Consider the following 16953-nt stretch of genomic DNA (forward strand, 5'->3'; position numbering starts at 1 on the left):
GGTAGGGAAAGGGCGGGGTACTTAACAGAGGGAATTCCAGACACGCAAGCCGCGATGACCGCCTGCGTCCGCCCGATATCCAGAGGCCTCGAAGGGGCGGACAACGACGCTGGGGACACCAAAATTCCCTCTCAGCGCGCGTGCCGTGCCACTTTGGCAGTCAGCGTTCCGTGAGAGGATGCGCGGCCATGGAAGCCGGTGTGCGCGTGGATACGTCCGGGGCCCTCTGCCCGGTGCCCATCCTGGAGATTGCCAAGGCGATGCGCCGCCTTGCGCCCGGGACGCTGGTGGAGCTCGTCTCCACCGACCGCGGCCTGGAGGCGGACCTGCCCGCGTGGTGCGACGCGACGGGCAACGAGCTCGTCCGCATGGAGCGCCGGGGCGCCCACTATGTGGGCTGGGTGCGCAAGGCGGGGTGAGCGTCCGTGGGTCGCGGGCCTACAGCAGCTGAAGGACGCGGTCCTCCAGGCGGCGGCCGCGGCTGACACCGAGGATGAGCACCTGGTGCTGGAGGAGGTGGCCGACGGTGCGGCTGATGACCTCCTCGGCTTTGTGGGCCTGGCCGTCGAAGCGCACGCGCAGCACATCCGTGCCCTCCATGCGTGCGTCGGTGACGCCGGGCAGGGAGGTGATTTCGGGGATGATGACGTCGCCCCGGGCGATCTGGACGCGGAACTCGGCGCCCTGGCCGGTGAGCTCCGACATGGTGCCGGCCTGCGCGAGCGAGCCCTTGTCGAGGATGGCGGCGGCGTCGCACAGCTCCTCCAGCTCCTGGAGGTTGTGGCTGGAGACGACCACCGTCTGCGTGCCCTTCATGTCCTTGATGACCTGACGCACCTGCGCGGCGATGCGAGGATCCAGGCCGGCGGTGGGCTCGTCCAGGAGGACGAGCGGCGGGCGGCCCATCAGGGCCTGGGCCATGGCGGCGCGCTTGGCCATGCCGTGGCTGAGCGCCTGCGTCTGGACCTTCCAGGCCTCCATCAGGCCCACCTTCTCCAGGGCGCCGCGGGCCTCGTGCTCGGGCTGGGGCAGGTCCGACAGGCGGGCCCAGTACATGAGCAGCGCGCCCACCTCCCAGCCGGGGGGCAGCACCGCGTCCTGGGGCAGCGCGCCCACGCGGCCCTTGAGGGCGCCGGGCGTGGTGGGGGACACGCCCATCACCTGGAGCGAGCCCTCGGACGGGTAGAGGTAGCCGCACATCATGGAGAAGGTGGTCGTCTTGCCGGCGCCGTTGGGGCCGATGAGACCGAAGACGTCGCCCTGCCGCACCTGGAGGCTCACCGCGTTGACGGCGACCTTGGGGCCGAAGCGCTTGGAGACGTTGTTCAGCTGGATGGCCAGGTCGCTCACAGGTCCCTCGCGCGCAGGACGCCGTAGGCGCCGAAGAGGAAGATGGCCGCGAAGGCGGCGTAGGCCGCGCCGCTCATGGCGAACTCGGCGAGCTTCGGGTGCAGCAGGTTGCCCGAGTAGTACGACGGGGACAGGTAGCGCAGGAAGCGCAGCACGTTCTCCTCGCTCACGGCGCGTCCCACGGAGTCCATCAGCCAGAAGACGAAGAGCAGGATGAAGTTGAAGACGAGGCTCACCGCGGGGGCGCGGAAGAGGCTGGAGCACAGGGTGGTGAGCGCGACGTACGCCAGCGAGAAGACGATGGTGGCGCCCCAGAACTTCAGGAGGTTGAGCGCCAGCACCCCGAAGGCGAAGTCGTCGTTGATGATGCGCGCGTAGATGAAGATGGCCAGGTCGATGATCAGCACCAGCCCCACCAGCAGCGTGGCCTGGCAGAGGAACTTGCCCAGGAGCACCGAGGAGCGGCGCGCGCGCACGGTGAGGTAGCGCATGGAGCGCGGTCCCACCTCTCCGCTCACCTGGTCGAAGCCCATCAGGGCGATGTAGGCGGGCAGGAAGAAGAGGCTGATCTTGAAGACGATGAGCACCACGATGGGCACCTGCGCCAGGGCCTCCATCATCGCGGCGTCGTTGTTGGCGAGGAAGCCCAGCACCCCGCGGTGCATCTGCTCCGCGGCCTGCGTGGCGACCTCCGAGTCCCCTCCGGATCCGGCGAGCTTCTCGTTCAGCTGGGCTTGCAGATCCCGGGTGACGAAGCCCACCACGAGCAGCACCAGCGCGGAGAACATGCTGTAGAGCCCGAGCAGCACGATGGCCCGGCCGCTCTTCATGGCCCGACGCAGCTCGGCTGCCCAGATCACCAATGTCTCTTTGAGTCCGTCCAAGGTGCACAGGACCCTACTGGACCTCCGGGCACCTTCCCAGGTTTCTCGCGGACGAAGGCAGCAGTCGAGGAGGCAAGCCGTGGACAGCGCGCCCTCAGCGACTAGGATCCGGCGGCCTGCTCCCTGCTCCCCCGAAGGAGAGCCCCGAAGCATGACGATGCGCCGCTTCCTCGCCGCCCTGCCGCTGTTCCCCCTCACGCTGCTCCTGGGCGCCTCCGCGCCCGGGCCGGACGCGAACACCGCGCCGTCACCCGCCGCCCCGTCGGATGCCCAGGCCCTGGCGCAGTCGGTGAGCGCCCTGGGAACGGACGCGGGGCCCGTGGGCGCCCGTGCGCTGGTGGAGAAGGTGGAGGCCGAGCAGCGCGCCCAGGCGGCTTCGCCGGACGCGGGAGGCTCCGCGAGCGTCGCGCAGACGCAGGGCGCTCCGGACTCCGGGACCGCCGGTGACGCCGTGGCGGCCACTGCGCCCGAGGACTCGCGCCCGGTGGATGCCCGCGCGCTGGCGGAGGCGCTGGCCGCGAAGGACGCCGCCGCGCTGGAGCCCGGGATGGTGCCGCCGATGCCGGTGCCCTCGCGGGAGAAGGCGCCGCCGTTCGGCAAGCTCCAGGGGCTGCCGCGCGCGCAGGACCTGGTGGCCCGCGCGAAGCTGGAGGGCAACAAGCTGGTGGTGAAGGGCGGCAAGAGCGCGCCGGATCAGGTGCTCACCATCGACCCCGGCCTCCAGGCGTCGCTCACGAAGATCATGCAGAACTACCAGGTGCCCTACGGCGCCGCGGTGGTGCTGGAGCCCTCCACCGGCCGCGTGCTCGCGATGGCGGAGCACTCGGAGGCGAAGCCGGAATTGCGCGGGCTGCCCATCCGCGCGGTGTACCCGGCCGCGAGCATCTTCAAGATCGTCACCGGCAGCGCGCTCCTGGAGGCCGGCGTGTCGCCCGACACCGAGGCGTGCTTCCACGGCGGCAAGCGCCGCCTGAACGAGCGGCAGCTGGAGGACAGCGACCGCGACGGCGCCTGCTATTCGCTGGCGCTGGCCATGGGCAAGAGCGCCAACGTCATCTTCGCCAAGATGACCAGCAAGCACCTGACCGCGGACTCCCTCAAGCGCATGGCGGCGCGCCTGCGCTTCAACCGCGAGATCCCCTTCGCCCAGCCGCTGGACGTGTCGCTCGCGTACATCCCGGAGGACGGCTTCGCGCTCGCCAACACCGGCGCGGGCTTCGGTGACGTGTACCTGTCCCCGCTGCACGGCGCGCTGCTGGCCGCCGTCGCCGCCAACGAGGGCCGCTGGGTGGACCCCACGCTGGTGGAGCCGGAGCCCTTCATGCCCATGCCGGAGCCGGAGCCCGTGCTCACCCCCACCGCCGCGCACGAGCTCACGCGGATGCTGGAGGAGACCGTCACCCATGGCACCGCGCGCGGCGTCTTCCGCGAGCGCGGCTTCCAGGTGAAGGACGCGGTGGGCAAGACGGGCACGCTCGCGGACCGCGAGCCCTTCCGCGACTACTCGTGGTTCGTCGGCTTCGCGCCCAAGGACAACCCGCGCGTGGCCGTGGCCGCCCTCATCGTGAACGACCCGAAGTGGCGCATCCGCGGCTCCTACCTGGGCCGCGAGGCCCTGCGCCTGGCGCTGGAGCGCATCCCCGCGCCGGTGGAGCTGACGGCCCCCGCGGGCGCCGCCGGCAAGCACTGAGGCGCAACGTCAGGACAGCGGACGCGCGGTGAGCTTCACCAGCCCCGTGTCCACGAAGCCCTGGAAGAACTTCAGCGCCTCCAGCTCCTGGAGAGGCGACACGTGCACGATGGCGGCCACGTCCCGCCGCCCGTCGATGCGCGACAGCAGGTAGCGCTCCGGTGACGTGAGCGGCAGCGTCTTCAGGTGCGCGGGCGTCACCATCAGCGCCGGCACGCGCGACGGCTCCATCAGCGCCTTGCGCAGCTCCGTGAGCAGCCTGCCTTCCGCGTCGCGCAGCAGCTTCGTGGTGTGCTCGGTGGGCGCGATTTCGTGCGCGCGCCGGGCCAGCGCCTCGCCGTCGCGCAGGTTGCCCGCGTCCAGGAAGAGCTGGGCGGCCTGGAGCACCTCGTCGGAGGAGGACTCGGAGCCGATGACGCCGCCCGCGTTCAGGTCGTCCTCGTCGTCGTCCTCCACCACGACCACGGTGTTCGCGCCGGGGTCCGGGGCGGGCAGGGGGGCCTCGTCCGACACCCGCAGCGCGTCCTGGCGGTAGAGCGCGTACAGCCGCTGGTAGAGGAAGAAGTCGGTGGCGTGCAGCGCCAGCGCCATGCCGTCGATGCTGAGGCCTTCCTTCGCGAGCTGCACGATGCGCTCGTCCATGCTGCCGGCCTTGCGGTCCGTCAGCTTGCGCTCGTCCACCTCCAGGCGCACGCGGCCGGAAGGGAACACCGCGCGGATGGCCTGCCAGGCCGTCTCGCGGAACTCGCCCTCGCGGTGCACGTCCAGCAGGTCCACGCTGACGTCCAGGCCCTCCAGCTCCGGCGCGACGTCCGTGGGGCGGAAGTCGAAGCCGCCTTCCTCCCAGGTGAAGGCGTCCAGCAGCATCTCCCGGAACTTGTGGGAGAGCACCGTGCGCACGGTGGCTTCCGACACCGTGCCCGTCATGATCAGGATCTTCCCCAGCAGGATGTGCGTCTCCGCCTGCGTGGAGAACGCGCGCTCCAGCTGATCCTCCGTCAGGTGACCCTGGTTGATCAGGAACTGGCCGAAGTACTCGCGCGGCTGATTGGAGCTGGCGGTGATGACGTTGCCGTCACGCAGCAGGAGCTGCTTGCGCACGTCTCCCCGCTCCACGTTCAGGGTGCCGGTGGCCCGGCGATTCCCGAGGTGGACGACCAGGTCCTTGAGGGGCATCGTCGAAAAATCACCACACACGCCGCGCATCGAGCGCCCATCCTGCAACGCATGCGAGTCGATATCTACTCGAAACCCCGGTGTTCCCTCTGTGAGAAGGCCCTCGCCGTGGCCGTCGAGGTGCAGGCCCGGCTGCCGTTCGAGCTCTACGTCACCGACATCCTCCAGAGCCCGGACCTCTTCGAGACCTGGCGTTACGACATCCCCGTGGTCCTCATCGAAGGGGTGCCCGCCTTCAAGCACCGCGTCGACGCGGAGACCCTGGAAGTCCGGATCCGCGAGGTGATGAATGGCATACCCATTGCTAAAACCGTGGGCCAGGATGGGTAACGAAGTGCCCTTCCCTAAGAAATTCAAAGGGATACGTAGGGTGCGAAAGTAGCGGGGCTGTAAATCTGGGCAGGCGGGCAGGGTGGCGGGGCAGAAAATGCTGGAAGGGAGGGCACGGCGGTGGGTGTGAAGCGCAAGGGAGCGGGAAGGTCGGGCCAGCCGCCTACGGTGCTGCTGGTGGAGCCTCGCGCTGAGGACCTGGAGCGCACCCGGGCGCTGCTGGGGGAGGCCGGCTTCCGCGTGGTGCCCCTGACGCGCTTCGACGCGGCGGTGCCCCTGTTCGAGGTGATCCGCCCGGACGCGGTGCTGCTGGCGGCGCAGCCGCCGGACTTCGCGGCGATCCAGACGGCGCGGCGCCTGCGCCAGGTGGGCAAGGGCACGGTGCCGATGATGTACCTGGTGGATTCGCACGACCGGGACGCGTGGCGCTTCTGCGTGGAGAAGGGGCAGTGCGTGGACGTGGTGCCGCGCACGGTGGATGGCGCGGAGCTGTCCATGAAGCTGCACTCGCAGATGCGGCTCAAGCAGTCGGTGGAGCGCGCGGCCGCGGGTGAAGAGGCCGGCACGGCGCTGGCGCTGCATGATCCCGTGACGGGGCTCTACAACCGGCCCTTCCTGCTGGCGCTCATCGGGCTGGAGGCGCGCCGGACGGAGCGCTACGGCGGGACGTTCTCGGTGGTGGCGGCGGAGGTGACGGGGTGGAGCGCGCTTCGCAAGGAGCACGGCAAGAGCATGGCGGAGCGGCTGCTCGTCTACAGCGCGGTGGTGCTGGGGCAGACGGTGCGCGAGGCGGACGCGGTGGCGCGGGTGGGGGACAGTCAGTTCGCCATGCTGCTGCCGGGCACGCCCGCGGAGTCGGTGCCGGAGGTGCTGGCGCGGGTGGAGGCCCGGTTCGAGGCCGCCCGTTTCCAGATGGAGGGTCGCGTGGTGCGCACGGCGCTGGAGCTGGGGGCGGTGAGCTTCCCGGACACGGTGGGGGCTCCCACCCAGCTGCTGGGCGCGGCACTGCAGACCTTGAGGCGTACACGCGAGCTTCGGCGGGCAGCCGGTCCAGCCCGCTTGATGTCGGTTTGATTCAGTTCACGAGGGTTTGATGCACAGGGCGAGCGGAGGCGTGGGGATGGATCGGATCGCGGTGCTGGTGGTGGATGACGAGGAGTCGGTGCGCACGTTCCTGTCCGAGTTGTTGGGCAGCTCGGGGTACCAGGTGCGCTGTGCGTCCAGCGGTTCGCAGGCGCTGGAGATGCTCTCTGGCGGCTCGTTCGACGCGGTGCTGCTGGACGTGGTGATGCCGGAGATGAGTGGTCTGGAGGTGCTGCGCCGCTACCGGAGCACGGGCGGCACGGCTCCGGTCATCGTGTTGAGCGCGCTGTCGGGCGCGGACGACGCGGTGCGCGCGCTGAAGATGGGCGCCTCCGACTATCTGGCGAAGCCCTTTGGCAACGACGAGCTGCAGGACGTGCTGGCGCGCGCCCTGGGGACCCGCGTGCCGGAGCGTCAGGCGACCGCGCCCGCGCCCCGCGTGGTGTTGACGCCCGCGGAGGCCGCGGCGGAGGCCCGCGTGCTCATCTCCACGTCGCCGGCCATGCGCCGCGCGCGTGCGCTGGTGGAGCGCATCGCGGACACGGACGTGCCGGTGCTGCTGCTGGGTGAGTCCGGCACGGGCAAGGAAGTGATTGCCCGCGAAATCCACGCGCGCAGCCAGCGCCATGGCCGGCCGTTCATCAAGGTGAACTGCGCGGCGCTGCCGGGTGAGCTGCTGGAGAGCGAGCTGTTCGGCCACGAGCGCGGCGCCTTCACGGGCGCCACGGCGGAGAAGCCGGGCAAGTTCGAGCTGGCGGATCAGGGCACCATCTTCCTGGACGAGATTGGCGAGATGGCCATCCGCCTCCAGGCGAAGCTGCTCCAGGTGCTGCAGGACGAGGAGTTCTTCCGCGTCGGCGGCAAGAAGAGCGTCCGCGTGGACAGCCGCGTGGTGGTGGCGACGAACCGCGACCTGGAGAAGGAGATCGCGCTCGGCAACTTCCGCGAGGACCTGTACTACCGCCTCAACGTGGTGGCCATCCGCCTGCCGCCCCTGCGCGAGCGCCGCGAGGACGTGGTGCCGCTCACCGACCACTTCCTCAAGAAGTACGGCAAGGGCTTCATGACGAACGTGTCCGAGCTGCCCTCGGAGGTGCTCCACGCGTTCAGTGACTACGAGTGGCCGGGCAACGTGCGCGAGCTGGAGAACATGGTGCGCCGGCTGTGCGTGCTGAAGGACCCGACCCTGGTGCTGGATGAAATCCGCGCCGGCGGCCGTGCTCCGGCGAGCGCCCCGTCGCTGCCCACGTCGTTCGGTGGTGGGGACGAGTTCATCCCGCCTCCGTCGCGCTACGTGGACGAGTCCGCTCGTGTCTTCGCGGCTCCTCCGTCCGCGGTCGCGACGGCTTCGGGCTCGGGTGTGCAGGTTCTGGAGATGCCTGCGCGCGGCGCGCTGACGCCGGTCCCGGTGGCGGAGGCCACGCCGTTCAACGCCGTGGCGCCGCAGCGCTACGCGAACCCGTTCGACGCTCCGCAGCCTCCGCCCCCGCCGCCTCCGGCCGGGGAGCTGTCGCTCAAGGACATCGGCAAGCGCGCGGCGATGCTCGCGGAGCGCGAGGCCATCCTCGCGATGCTCCAGCGCACCGCGTGGAACAAGCGCCGCGCGGCGGGCAAGCTGCGCATCAGCTACAAGGCGCTGCTCTACAAGATCAAGGAGTGCGGCATCATCGACCCTCGCGCGAGCGCGGAGTTCTAAGCCGCGATTTGATTTGACGACGTGAGGTGACGGCCCTTCTTCCGGATGACGGGAGGAGGGCCGTTCACTTTGGGCGCAGGCCTTGCGCGGAGCGGGTGTTGCCCGGTATCGCGGAGGCCATGACCGCTCCGCTCCTCCTGCTTGGCTGTGGTTACACGCTCACGCGGTTCGCGGTGGCGGAGGCCCGCGCGGGCCGGGAGGTCCTGGCCACGACCCGGGATGCCGCTCGCCGCTCGGTGCTGGAGGGCGCGGGTGTCCACGTCGTGTCCATTGACGATGCGCTGTCACGGGCAGCGGGCGCGCACGTCGTGGACTCCGTTCCTCCGGAGGCCGGGCTGGATGCTCGCTTCGCGGAAGCACTGTCCCGCTCGCGTCCCGCCCGGCTCGTCTACCTGTCGTCCACGGGCGTCTATGGCTCCGCGCGTGGACACGTGGATGAGTCCACGCCGGTCGACAGGACCTCCGCGGTCTCCCGCGCACGCCTGGAGGCGGAGGACCTCTTCCTACCCCTGGGCGCGAGCGTCATGCGCATCGCGGGCATCTATGGCCCGGGGCGCGGCACGTCCGGACGCTTGAAGGCGGGCACGCTGCGCATCCCGGACTCGGGTGGAGGACGCCTGTCGCGCATCCACGTGGACGACCTGGTGGACGCGGTGCGTGTGGTGCTCGAACGCGGCGCGCCCGGCGAGGTGTACTGCGTGGCCGACCGCCGGCCCGCGACGCAGGAGGAGACGGCCTCGTGGCTGTGTCAGCAGCTGGGCCTCCCCATGCCGCCGCGCGTTCCCTTCGCGTCCCTCCATGAATCGCTGCGCGGCGACCGCGCCATCCGCGCCGCGAAGCTGGAGGCCCTGGGCTGGACGCCGCGCTACCCGGACTTCACCACCGGGTTCCTCGCGGCGATGGAGGAGGAGGCGCGCGGCTGAGAGCTACTCCGGTGACTCCGCCCGGAGGAGCTGTTGCAGGTCGAGCTCCGACCAGTCCAGCTCCTGCTCCACTTGCTGAAAGGCCGCATCCCCGATGGTGCCGTTCGCCCGGAGCTCCGCCAGCTTCCGCCGTCCCGCGGCCATCGCGGTACGCACCGTCTCCGCGTCCGCGGTGGGCGGCCCCCAGGGAGAGCTGACGCTCCCCGTGCTTGTGAGGGCGTGCTCGTTCAGGAGCTGGCGCGCGCGCCGCAGTTGCAGCTCGTAGCGACGCCGGACCAGGGTCGCCATCTCCGTGTCCGGAGAATCCTGCGTGGCCTCCAGCCCCGCGCGCAGCGTCTCCACCCGGGCGAGCCGTACCTCGTGGTCCACCTCTCCGTCGTCGTCCAGCTTCAGCCGCGTCATCAGGGGCTTGAGCGTCATCCCCTGCACCACGAGCGTCCCCAGCACCACGGAGAAGGACGTGAAGAGGATGAGGTCCCGGTATGGGAAGGGCGGGCCGCCTTCGCTTCCCGTGGGCAGCGCCAGCGCCGCCGCGAGCGTCACGATGCCTCGCATCCCGCACCAGCCCACCAGCACGGCCGCGCTCGGCGAGAGCGTGACGGGGCTGGACTTCGACTTGCGCTGCCTCCAGCGGTTGAACGCCGCCGCGCCCATCACCCAGGCGATGCGCGCGAGGATGGCCGCGCCCGTCACCACCGCCGCGATGGCCGTGTATTCCAGCCACGTCTCCCGGTCGAAGCGCGCGACGATGCCCTTCAACTGGAAGCCCACGAGCACGAACGCCAGCACGTTCAACACGAACGTCGCCACCTCCCACACCGCGTAGGAAGGGATGCGGATCCGCGCGGGCGTCACCACGGAGGCCGTGCGGGAGATGGTCATCGCGTAGACCACCGTCGTCAGGATGCCGGACAGGTGCAGCCGCTCCGCGAGGATCCACACCGCGAACGTGCTGCCGAACTGGGTGATGACCGCCGTGGACACGTCCTCGACGCTTGCGTTGATGCGCAGGCTCACCCGCGACAGCACGACGCCCAGGAGCACGCTGCCCACCGTGACGACGAGCAGCGTGGGCACCGCGCTCCAGCCCAGCACGCCGCCCGCGGCCACGGCCCCCAGCGCGAGCCGGTAGATGAGCAGGGCGCTCGCGTCGTTGAACAGGCTTTCGCCCTCCAGGATGACCATCAGCCGGTGCGGGGGCTTGAGCTGCTTCAGCACCGCCGTGGCCGCCGCCGCGTCCGGAGGCGCGACGATGGCGCCCAGCGCGATGGCCGCGGCCCAGGGCATCGCCGGCACCATCCACTTCGCCGCCACCGCGACGGCGATGACCGTGAGCACCACCGCCCCCAGGGCCAGGCTCGCCACCGGCCGCCAGTTCGCGCGCAGGTCGCGGGGGGACGCGTCGAACGCCGCGTCCAGCAGCACCGGTGCGACGAAGAGGGTGAGCGCCAGCTCCGGATCCAACACCAGCTCCGGGCTGCCCGGCACGAGCGCCAGCACCGCCCCGGCGAGCGCCACCAGCGCGGGGTAGGGCGTGCCGAGCCGCCGGGACAGCGCCGCCAGCCCCGCGCCTCCCAGCAGCAGCGCGATGACGATCTCGAACACCAGCATGAGGGCCTCGGGGAGAAGTCCACCCTGGACTTCGGGCGACGTAGCGCAGGAGGGCCAGCGGGGGACAGTGGCGAATTCCGGACGGAGGAAACCTGCGTCATGCGGGAGGCCGCCCGCGTCATCAGCCGAACGCGATGGATGCCATCAGCCGGGGAAGGGGCGCACCTTTGCGAGGCGTGGGCCCCCGGTGACAGGCTTGCGCTTTCGGGCCGCGTGAAGCGCGCGGCCCTGCGAACCTTGTCCGATGGGGGAACCGAAGATGTCCAGGTCGTTGCTGTTGGCGTCGTTCAACGAGGGCGTCCACCGTTCCATGGCCGGCAACCACGAGGCCGCGGTCCAGTCGTTCGAGCAGGTCCTCGCCGTGGACCCGCGCCACTTCCCCGCGCTCACCGCGAAGGCCTTCGCCCTCAAGCAGCTGGGGCGCAACGAGGAGGCCCTCAAGGGCTTCCAGCGCGCCATCGAGCTGGACCCCTCCGCGGCGGACCCCCACCGGGAGGCCGCGCTCTGCCAGCTGGAGCTGGGGGAGCCGGAGGCCGCCTCCCTCCTGATGAACCGGGCGGTTCAACTCAACCCCACCCCCGGCTACCGCGAGGCCGCCGCCATCGAGATCTACCACCTGGGTAACGCGCTGCTGACCCAGGGCCGGCGGCCCGACAAGGCCCGTTACCGTCTTGCCCGTCAGGTCTTCGAGCTGGCGCTGGAGCTGTCCCCTGCCTACGTGGAGGCGGCCAAGGCCCTGGCCGACGTCTGGGAGCACCTGGGCGACCCTACCCAGCGGGAGCACTACACCCACCTGGCGACCCGGCTGCGCCCCGCCTCCTCCTGAGGCGCTCCGCGTCAAATTCCATACAAATGCGGAGGGAAAGGGCGGGATGCCGGTGTTGAATGCCGAAGCGGCCCCCCACCAGGAGAACCCTTCGCATGATCGTGATGCTCGAGCCGGATTCCCCGGAATCCGTCGTGAACGCCGTCCTCCAACTCGCTTCGCAGTACGAGGGCGTCACCCCGCGTGCCCACGTGGTCCAGGGCGCCGAGTCCACCATCACGGAGCTGTACCTGCTGGGCTCCACGTCGCAGGTGCCGCTGGAGCCGTTCCAGCAGCTGCCCGGCGTGCGCCAGGTGGTCCGCGTCTCGCAGAAGTACCGCATCATTGGCCGGCACGGCGGCCAGCGCACCACGGCGGGCTTCGAGTACAACGGCGTCACCTTCGATGACCGCTCGGTGAACCTGTTCGCCGGCCTGTGCGCGGTGGATTCGCTGGAGAGCGTGGACGCGATGATGGCGGCGCTCGCTCGCTGCGGCATCAACACCACGCGCATGGGCGCGTACAAGCCGCGCACCAACCCGTACGAGTTCCAGGGCCTGGGCGCGAAGTGCCTGCCCTGGGTGTTCGACTCCGCGGGCAAGCACGGCATCAAGGTCGTCGCGATGGAGGTGACGCACCCGCGCCACATCGACGAGATCAACGACGCGCTGAAGAAGTCGGGGGCCCCCACGGGCGTGATGCTCCAGGTGGGCACGCGCAACGCGCAGAACTTCGAGCTGCTCAAGCAGATTGGCCAGCAGCGCGCCTTCCCGGTGCTCTTCAAGCGCGGCATGGGCATCACGCTGGAGGAGTCCCTCAACGCGTGCGAGTACGTGGCGAGCGAGGGCAACCCGAAGATCGTCTTCTGCCTGCGCGGCGTGAAGACGCACCTGGGCGACCCGCACCGCAACATGGTGGACTTCGCGCACGTGCCGGTGGTGCGCCGCCTCACGCGCATGCCGGTGTGCGTGGACCCCTCGCACGCGATTGGCCGCGCGGAGGCCCCGCCGGACGGGCTGCCGGACATCTTCCACGCCATTGGCCAGGGCCTCATCGCGGGCGCGTCCATGGTGCTGGTGGACTTCCACCCGACGCCGGAGAAGGCGCTGTGCGACGGGCCGCAGGCGCTGCGCCTGGAGCAGCTGGCCGCGCTCCAGCGCTACACGAACATCGTGCGCTCCGCGTACACGGATGCCGTGAGCAACGGCGACGGGACGCAGGCCGCCGCTCCGGCCAAGGCCGTCAGTCGCTGAGCGCGTAGCTGCCCAGCACCCGGAGCGACGTGCAGGCGCTCCGGGCTTCGTCCAGGGCTGTCTTTACCGGCGCGGAGTCCACCGCGCCCTCCACGTCCAGGCACCAGCGGTAGTCCCAGGCGCGGACGCCGCCGGGCCTCGACTCCAGCCGCGCGACGTTCACCCCGTGCGCGGCGAAGGCCGTGAGCACGCCCGCGAGCGCGCCAGGGCCGTTGTCGAGCGTGAGCACCAGGGACGTCTTCCTCCGCGAGCCCAGGTTCGGTGGCACGGCCGGGCCCACCGCGAGGAACCGGGTGGCATTGTCTGGCGAGTCCGCGATGCCCTCCGCCAGCACGGTGAGGCCGTAGAGCTCCGCCGCGGTCCGGCTGGCGATGGCCGCCGTGCCCTCCAGCGCCTCCTGCGCCACGCGCCGCGCCGCCACGGCGGTGTTCGCCTCGGGCACGGGGTGCAGGTGGTGCTTTCGCAGCCAGCCTCCGCACTGCGCCAGCGCCTGCGGATGGGACAGCGCGCGCGTGAGGCCCTCCAGCGTGCGGCCCGGTGGCGCGAGCAGGCAGTGGCGCACGGGCAGGCGCAGCTCGCCGGAGAGAGCCGGGGTGAACTCCAGGAGCAGGTCCACCACCTCCGCCACCGGCCCCGCGAGCGCGCTCTCCATGGGCACCACGCCGCCGTCCACCGTGCCTTCGGCCACGGCCTCGAAGACGGCGCGGAAGGTGGGGCAGGGGATGCGCGTCACGGAGGCGCCGAAGAGGGCGCCCGTGGCTTCGTCGCCGTACGCGCCGCGCTCACCCTGGAAGGCGATGCGGCGGGGGGCGGCGTCAGCCATCGATGGGCTCCGCGCGCGGGTAGGTGCCCAGCACGCGCAGGGACGACGTGAGCGGGCGCAGGTCCTCCAGCGCCGCCGTCACTGATGCGGACGCGGCGTGGCCCTCCACGTCCAGATAGAAGCGGTACTTCCACGGCGCGCCTGGGATGGGGCGCGACTCCAGCTTGGAGAGGTTCACTCCGCGCTGCGTGAGCCGCTGCAGCACCTGGCCCAGCGTGCCCGGACGGTGCTCAAGCACCACCAGCAGCGACGTCTTGCACGGCACGTCCGGCGCGAGCGGCGTGGGCTGGCGTGAGACCTCCACGAAGCGCGTGAAGTCCGAGCCGGGCTGCAGGTCGCTGGCGAGCACCTCGAGCCCGAAGCGTCCCGCCGCGGACTCGCTGGCGATCGCGGCCACGGTCCTGTCGTTGCGATCCGCGACCATCTGCGCGGCGACGGCGGTGTCTGGCCCAAGCACGGCGCGGGCCCAGGGCACGTGCGTGCGCAGGAAGTCCTCGCACTGGGCCAGGGCCTGCGGATGGGACAGCACCTCGCGCAGGTCCTCCAGCTTCGCGCCCTTCACGCCTAGCAGCCGGTGGTCCACCTGGCTCACCACCTCGCCAGTGATGACGCCGTCGCCCGCGGCGAGCACGTCGTACGTCTCATTCATGCTGCCGGCGGTGGTGTTCTCGATGGGCAGCAAGAGCACGTCCTGCTCGCTCTGCTTGAGGGCCTCCACGGCCTGGCGGGCGGTGTCGAAGCCGGTGAGGAGCACGCCGCCCGGCCGGTGGCCGTAGCGCTGGCGGGCGGCCAGGTGGCTGTAGGAGCCCTCGACGCCCAGGTAGCCCACGCGCAGGGGCGTGGTGTCCAGGCGAGTGACCAGGGCCTGCTGCCGGGCCACGGACATGTCCAGGATGACGCGGTAGAGGCGCTCCACTTCGTGTGGATCCAGGCCTCGCTCCGCCGCCCGGCCGCGCAGCTTGCGCAGGAGCAGGTCCTCGCGCTGCGGGTCCCGGAAGGGCCAGGCCGTCACCAGCTTGGCGCGAGCCACATCGTCGGCCAGGGCCATGCGCCGCTGGAGCGCATCGAGGACGTCCTCGTCGATGCGTTCGATTTGGGTCCGCAGGGTCTCCAGTGAGGGGATGTCCGCCATGCCCGGAACATAACAACTCGCGTCGAAGGCGCGGGGCCCTTCACATCCCCAGGCGCCGGGCGAGGTCCGGAGGGACCGGGTAGACGGACTCCTTCGGCAGGTGGCGCGTGGCCTGATCCGCGCGGCCGTCGTCCAGGTGCTTGCGCAGCTTCTGGACCAGGGGCGTGAGGTCGGTGATGGACACGGTCCAGTCGTCCACGAAGCGCTGGATGACGGCGCGGCTGAGGCCCACCTGGATGCTGTCGTGGGGCAGGCCCGCGCCGCGCAGCGTGCGCTCCGGGTCCCACTGGATGTGGACGGGCGCGGAGTCGAGGGCCTTGCGCCACGCGTCCGGTGCGCCGTGGGCCTTCGGCTCGAAGCCGGTGAGGACGCCGGAGGACAGCGCCTCTTCCCAGCCGGAGCGTTTGATGCGCACCGCGAGCGTGCGCTCCTGGCCGCTCTTCCGGCCCCAGTTGGAGCGGTGCATGAGCCACAGGAAGCTGGGTTTGATCCACGTCATCCGGCCCACGGAGAACGGCGGGCCGAACTTCTGCTGCTTCACGGCCACATCCGCGATGGCGTCCGAGTAGGCCTGATACACGACGATGGAGGCTCGGTCGAAGTCGGCGCGGACTTCGCGGGCTGCGCTCATGGGTTTGCTCTGGATTTGGCCTTCGGCTTGGGTTTGGCCAAAGCGGTCTTGGGGAGCTTCGTCTTGCCCATCTTGAGGACGAGTTCGAAGTGCTCCACGGGGGTGGGCGTGACGCTGAGGCGGCTGCGGGTGATGAGCGGGAAGTCCTTCAGCGCGGGCGTGGCCTTGATGGTGGCCAGCGTGACAGGCGTGGTGAAGGGGACCACGGGCCCCACGTCCACGGAGGCCCAGTCCTCATCGGGGGCGGTGGGGTCGGGGCCCGGCTTGGAGAGGACGCACGCCACGCCGACGACGGCCTTGTCCTCATTGGAGTGGTAGTAGAGGCACAGGTCCCCGGGCGTCATGGCCCGGAGGTTGTTGCGCGCCTCGAAGCTGCGCACGCCCGTCCACTCCGTCCTGCCGTCCTCCTCCAGCTTCGCGTACGCGTAGACGGAGGGCTCGCTCTTGATCAACCAGTACCGCGGAGTCGCCATGGCGGCGCACCCTAGCTCAGGGGGGCGTTTCGCGCGCCAGCGCCGCGCCCTGTTGCTTGAAGAGCTCGAAGACCCGCTCCTCGTCCATCGCCGCGACTTCACGCCGTGTGGGATCCGCTTCCGTGTAGCCCACACGCCGGGCCGCGTCGTCGAGTCCCGGGAAGCGTTTCCGCGCCTCGGCCCAGAGGGTCCGGTCGTCTTGGGCCATGGAGCAGGGAAGGGGGATCAGGATGCTGGCGCTCAGCCCCGGGGAGAGTGCATCCGGCAGCTCGTTGAAGGAGAGGGCCGCTCCCGGAGGAAGCCGCATGGGGAGCTCCGTCCGGGTGAACACCTCCACCACGGGCAGGGTCCGGATGACGACGCCGTCCAGCGGTGTCCGAGTGGAGCGTGAGGGCTGGCCGTAGGTCAGGGCCGACATGTCGATCTGCACGGGGCAAAGGTCCGGATGGACGGACAGCATGAAAGCATCGCCCTCGCGGATATCGACCTGGAAGTCGCGGGAGCTGTCGACGGTCGAGTCCTTCAGGAAGACCGCATGTCGGCCGCTGGGGACCGGAAACGCGAGGTGATGGTCGACGTGGAGCACCGGCGCCACCGGCTGGTCATCCACGCGCAGGACGATGGCGCGGTCAGGTTGTGGACCCGTGGCCACGACGTGGAGGAGCCCACCCTTGGGAGCGGGAGGGCCATCGCTGTCGCTGATCGCGAACAGCCCCCAAAGCACCAGCGCCGCCGCGAGAAGCCCCAGAGCCACCTTCGCGTAGCCCGGCGAGCCAGAGGGGTCGGCGGGCTCCGGTGGGGCGTGTCCGGTCGTGGGCGCGGTGAGGAAGGAGAACATCCACCACACCAGGAGGACCACGACCAGGATGGCCAGGACCTCCAATGCGTTGCCGTTGATGATGTACCGGATGAGCCTGAGCATGGTTCCTCCTGGATTGCCCTGGCTCAGGGCGGCGTTGCGCGCGCCTGGGCCGGTTTGGCGTCCGTGTAGCCCGCACGCCAGGCCCAGACCTGAACGATGGGGATGCTCGTGCGCACGGCGTCCCAGGCGCTCGGGTCGTCCTGGGCCTGGGGGCAGGGGATGGGGGTCAGC

The 16953-nt window shown here is 70.6% G+C and carries 17 protein-coding genes; 8 read left to right on the forward strand and 9 right to left on the reverse strand.

What is annotated here, in order from left to right:
- Positions 1 to 188 precede the first annotated feature (188 nt).
- A complete protein-coding gene (locus tag D7Y21_RS33085) occupies positions 189 to 419 on the forward strand; it encodes a sulfurtransferase TusA family protein (RefSeq protein WP_014395774.1) in 231 nt (76 codons plus the stop codon).
- 19 nt (positions 420 to 438) lie between these two features.
- Here D7Y21_RS33085 and D7Y21_RS33090 read toward each other — a convergent pair whose 3' ends face one another.
- Positions 439 to 1350 (reverse strand): ABC transporter ATP-binding protein, encoded by a 912-nt coding sequence (locus D7Y21_RS33090; RefSeq protein WP_120564409.1) that lies wholly within the window; start codon positions 1348 to 1350, stop codon positions 439 to 441.
- Positions 1347 to 2180, reverse strand: coding sequence for an ABC transporter permease (locus tag D7Y21_RS33095; protein WP_233612377.1), 834 nt, complete (start codon positions 2178 to 2180; stop codon positions 1347 to 1349). Before D7Y21_RS33095 ends, D7Y21_RS33090 begins: the two co-directional genes overlap by 4 nt.
- A gap of 205 nt (positions 2181 to 2385) precedes the next feature.
- Here D7Y21_RS33095 and D7Y21_RS33100 point away from each other — a divergent pair, with 205 nt between their 5' ends.
- On the forward strand, positions 2386 to 3924 hold the full coding sequence (locus D7Y21_RS33100) for a penicillin-binding transpeptidase domain-containing protein (RefSeq protein WP_233612376.1): 1539 nt from the start codon (positions 2386 to 2388) through the stop codon (positions 3922 to 3924).
- Positions 3925 to 3933: 9 nt separating this feature from the next.
- Here the strand turns inward: D7Y21_RS33100 and D7Y21_RS33105 are convergent, their stop codons facing one another.
- Complete coding sequence (locus tag D7Y21_RS33105) at positions 3934 to 5130, reverse strand: DUF4388 domain-containing protein (RefSeq protein ID WP_120564411.1); 1197 nt, start codon at positions 5128 to 5130, stop codon at positions 3934 to 3936.
- 21 nt (positions 5131 to 5151) lie between these two features.
- Between D7Y21_RS33105 and D7Y21_RS33110 the strand changes: the two genes are divergently transcribed.
- The 4 genes from D7Y21_RS33110 to D7Y21_RS33125 all read left to right on the forward strand — a co-directional run bounded on the left by D7Y21_RS33110 (position 5152) and on the right by D7Y21_RS33125 (position 9132).
- The gene (locus D7Y21_RS33110) at positions 5152 to 5430 is read left to right on the forward strand and encodes a glutaredoxin family protein (RefSeq protein WP_120564412.1); all 279 of its coding nucleotides are present in this window, start codon (positions 5152 to 5154) and stop codon (positions 5428 to 5430) included.
- Between the two features lie 120 nt (positions 5431 to 5550).
- Positions 5551 to 6504, forward strand: a complete 954-nt coding sequence (locus D7Y21_RS33115; RefSeq protein WP_199724433.1) for a diguanylate cyclase domain-containing protein — start codon at positions 5551 to 5553, stop codon at positions 6502 to 6504.
- 46 nt (positions 6505 to 6550) lie between these two features.
- On the forward strand, positions 6551 to 8209 hold the full coding sequence (locus tag D7Y21_RS33120; protein ID WP_120564414.1) for a sigma-54 dependent transcriptional regulator: 1659 nt from the start codon (positions 6551 to 6553) through the stop codon (positions 8207 to 8209).
- A gap of 119 nt (positions 8210 to 8328) precedes the next feature.
- Positions 8329 to 9132 (forward strand): SDR family oxidoreductase, encoded by an 804-nt coding sequence (locus tag D7Y21_RS33125; RefSeq protein WP_121717801.1) that lies wholly within the window; start codon positions 8329 to 8331, stop codon positions 9130 to 9132.
- A 3-nt stretch (positions 9133 to 9135) separates the two neighbouring features.
- On the opposite strand, the gene D7Y21_RS33130 is transcribed toward D7Y21_RS33125, so the two are convergent.
- Positions 9136 to 10743 carry a Na+/H+ antiporter gene (locus D7Y21_RS33130; RefSeq protein ID WP_120564416.1) on the reverse strand — a complete coding sequence of 536 codons (1608 nt, stop codon included), beginning with the start codon at positions 10741 to 10743 and terminating at the stop codon, positions 9136 to 9138.
- 259 nt (positions 10744 to 11002) lie between these two features.
- Here D7Y21_RS33130 and D7Y21_RS33135 point away from each other — a divergent pair, with 259 nt between their 5' ends.
- Together D7Y21_RS33135 and D7Y21_RS33140 are read left to right on the forward strand one after the other, a co-directional pair.
- Entirely contained in the window at positions 11003 to 11569 is a 567-nt protein-coding gene (locus tag D7Y21_RS33135; protein WP_121717807.1) for a tetratricopeptide repeat protein, read from the forward strand.
- Positions 11570 to 11664: 95 nt separating this feature from the next.
- Positions 11665 to 12801 (forward strand): 3-deoxy-7-phosphoheptulonate synthase, encoded by a 1137-nt coding sequence (locus D7Y21_RS33140; protein ID WP_120564418.1) that lies wholly within the window; start codon positions 11665 to 11667, stop codon positions 12799 to 12801.
- On the opposite strand, the gene D7Y21_RS33145 is transcribed toward D7Y21_RS33140, so the two are convergent.
- From D7Y21_RS33145 to D7Y21_RS33165, 5 genes are read right to left on the reverse strand one after another with little or no spacing between them, the layout of a single operon-like run.
- Positions 12791 to 13624 carry a prephenate dehydratase gene (locus tag D7Y21_RS33145; protein ID WP_121717802.1) on the reverse strand — a complete coding sequence of 278 codons (834 nt, stop codon included), beginning with the start codon at positions 13622 to 13624 and terminating at the stop codon, positions 12791 to 12793. The two genes, D7Y21_RS33140 and D7Y21_RS33145, sit on opposite strands and share 11 nt — an antisense overlap.
- A complete protein-coding gene (locus tag D7Y21_RS33150; RefSeq protein ID WP_120564420.1) occupies positions 13617 to 14756 on the reverse strand; it encodes a bifunctional chorismate mutase/prephenate dehydratase in 1140 nt (379 codons plus the stop codon). The genes D7Y21_RS33145 and D7Y21_RS33150 overlap by 8 nt, the downstream gene beginning before the upstream one ends.
- A 40-nt stretch (positions 14757 to 14796) precedes the next feature.
- Positions 14797 to 15387 carry a DUF4291 domain-containing protein gene (locus D7Y21_RS33155; protein ID WP_121717803.1) on the reverse strand — a complete coding sequence of 197 codons (591 nt, stop codon included), beginning with the start codon at positions 15385 to 15387 and terminating at the stop codon, positions 14797 to 14799.
- Positions 15384 to 15860 (reverse strand): EVE domain-containing protein, encoded by a 477-nt coding sequence (locus D7Y21_RS33160; protein WP_121717804.1) that lies wholly within the window; start codon positions 15858 to 15860, stop codon positions 15384 to 15386. The genes D7Y21_RS33155 and D7Y21_RS33160 overlap by 4 nt, the downstream gene beginning before the upstream one ends.
- Positions 15861 to 15876: 16 nt before the next feature.
- On the reverse strand, positions 15877 to 16782 hold the full coding sequence (locus D7Y21_RS33165; RefSeq protein WP_121717805.1) for a hypothetical protein: 906 nt from the start codon (positions 16780 to 16782) through the stop codon (positions 15877 to 15879).
- Positions 16783 to 16953: the final 171 nt, after the last annotated feature.

Source organism: Corallococcus sp. AB045, assembly GCF_003668895.1.
In the GTDB taxonomy this organism is placed as follows: Bacteria; Myxococcota; Myxococcia; order Myxococcales; family Myxococcaceae; genus Corallococcus; species Corallococcus coralloides.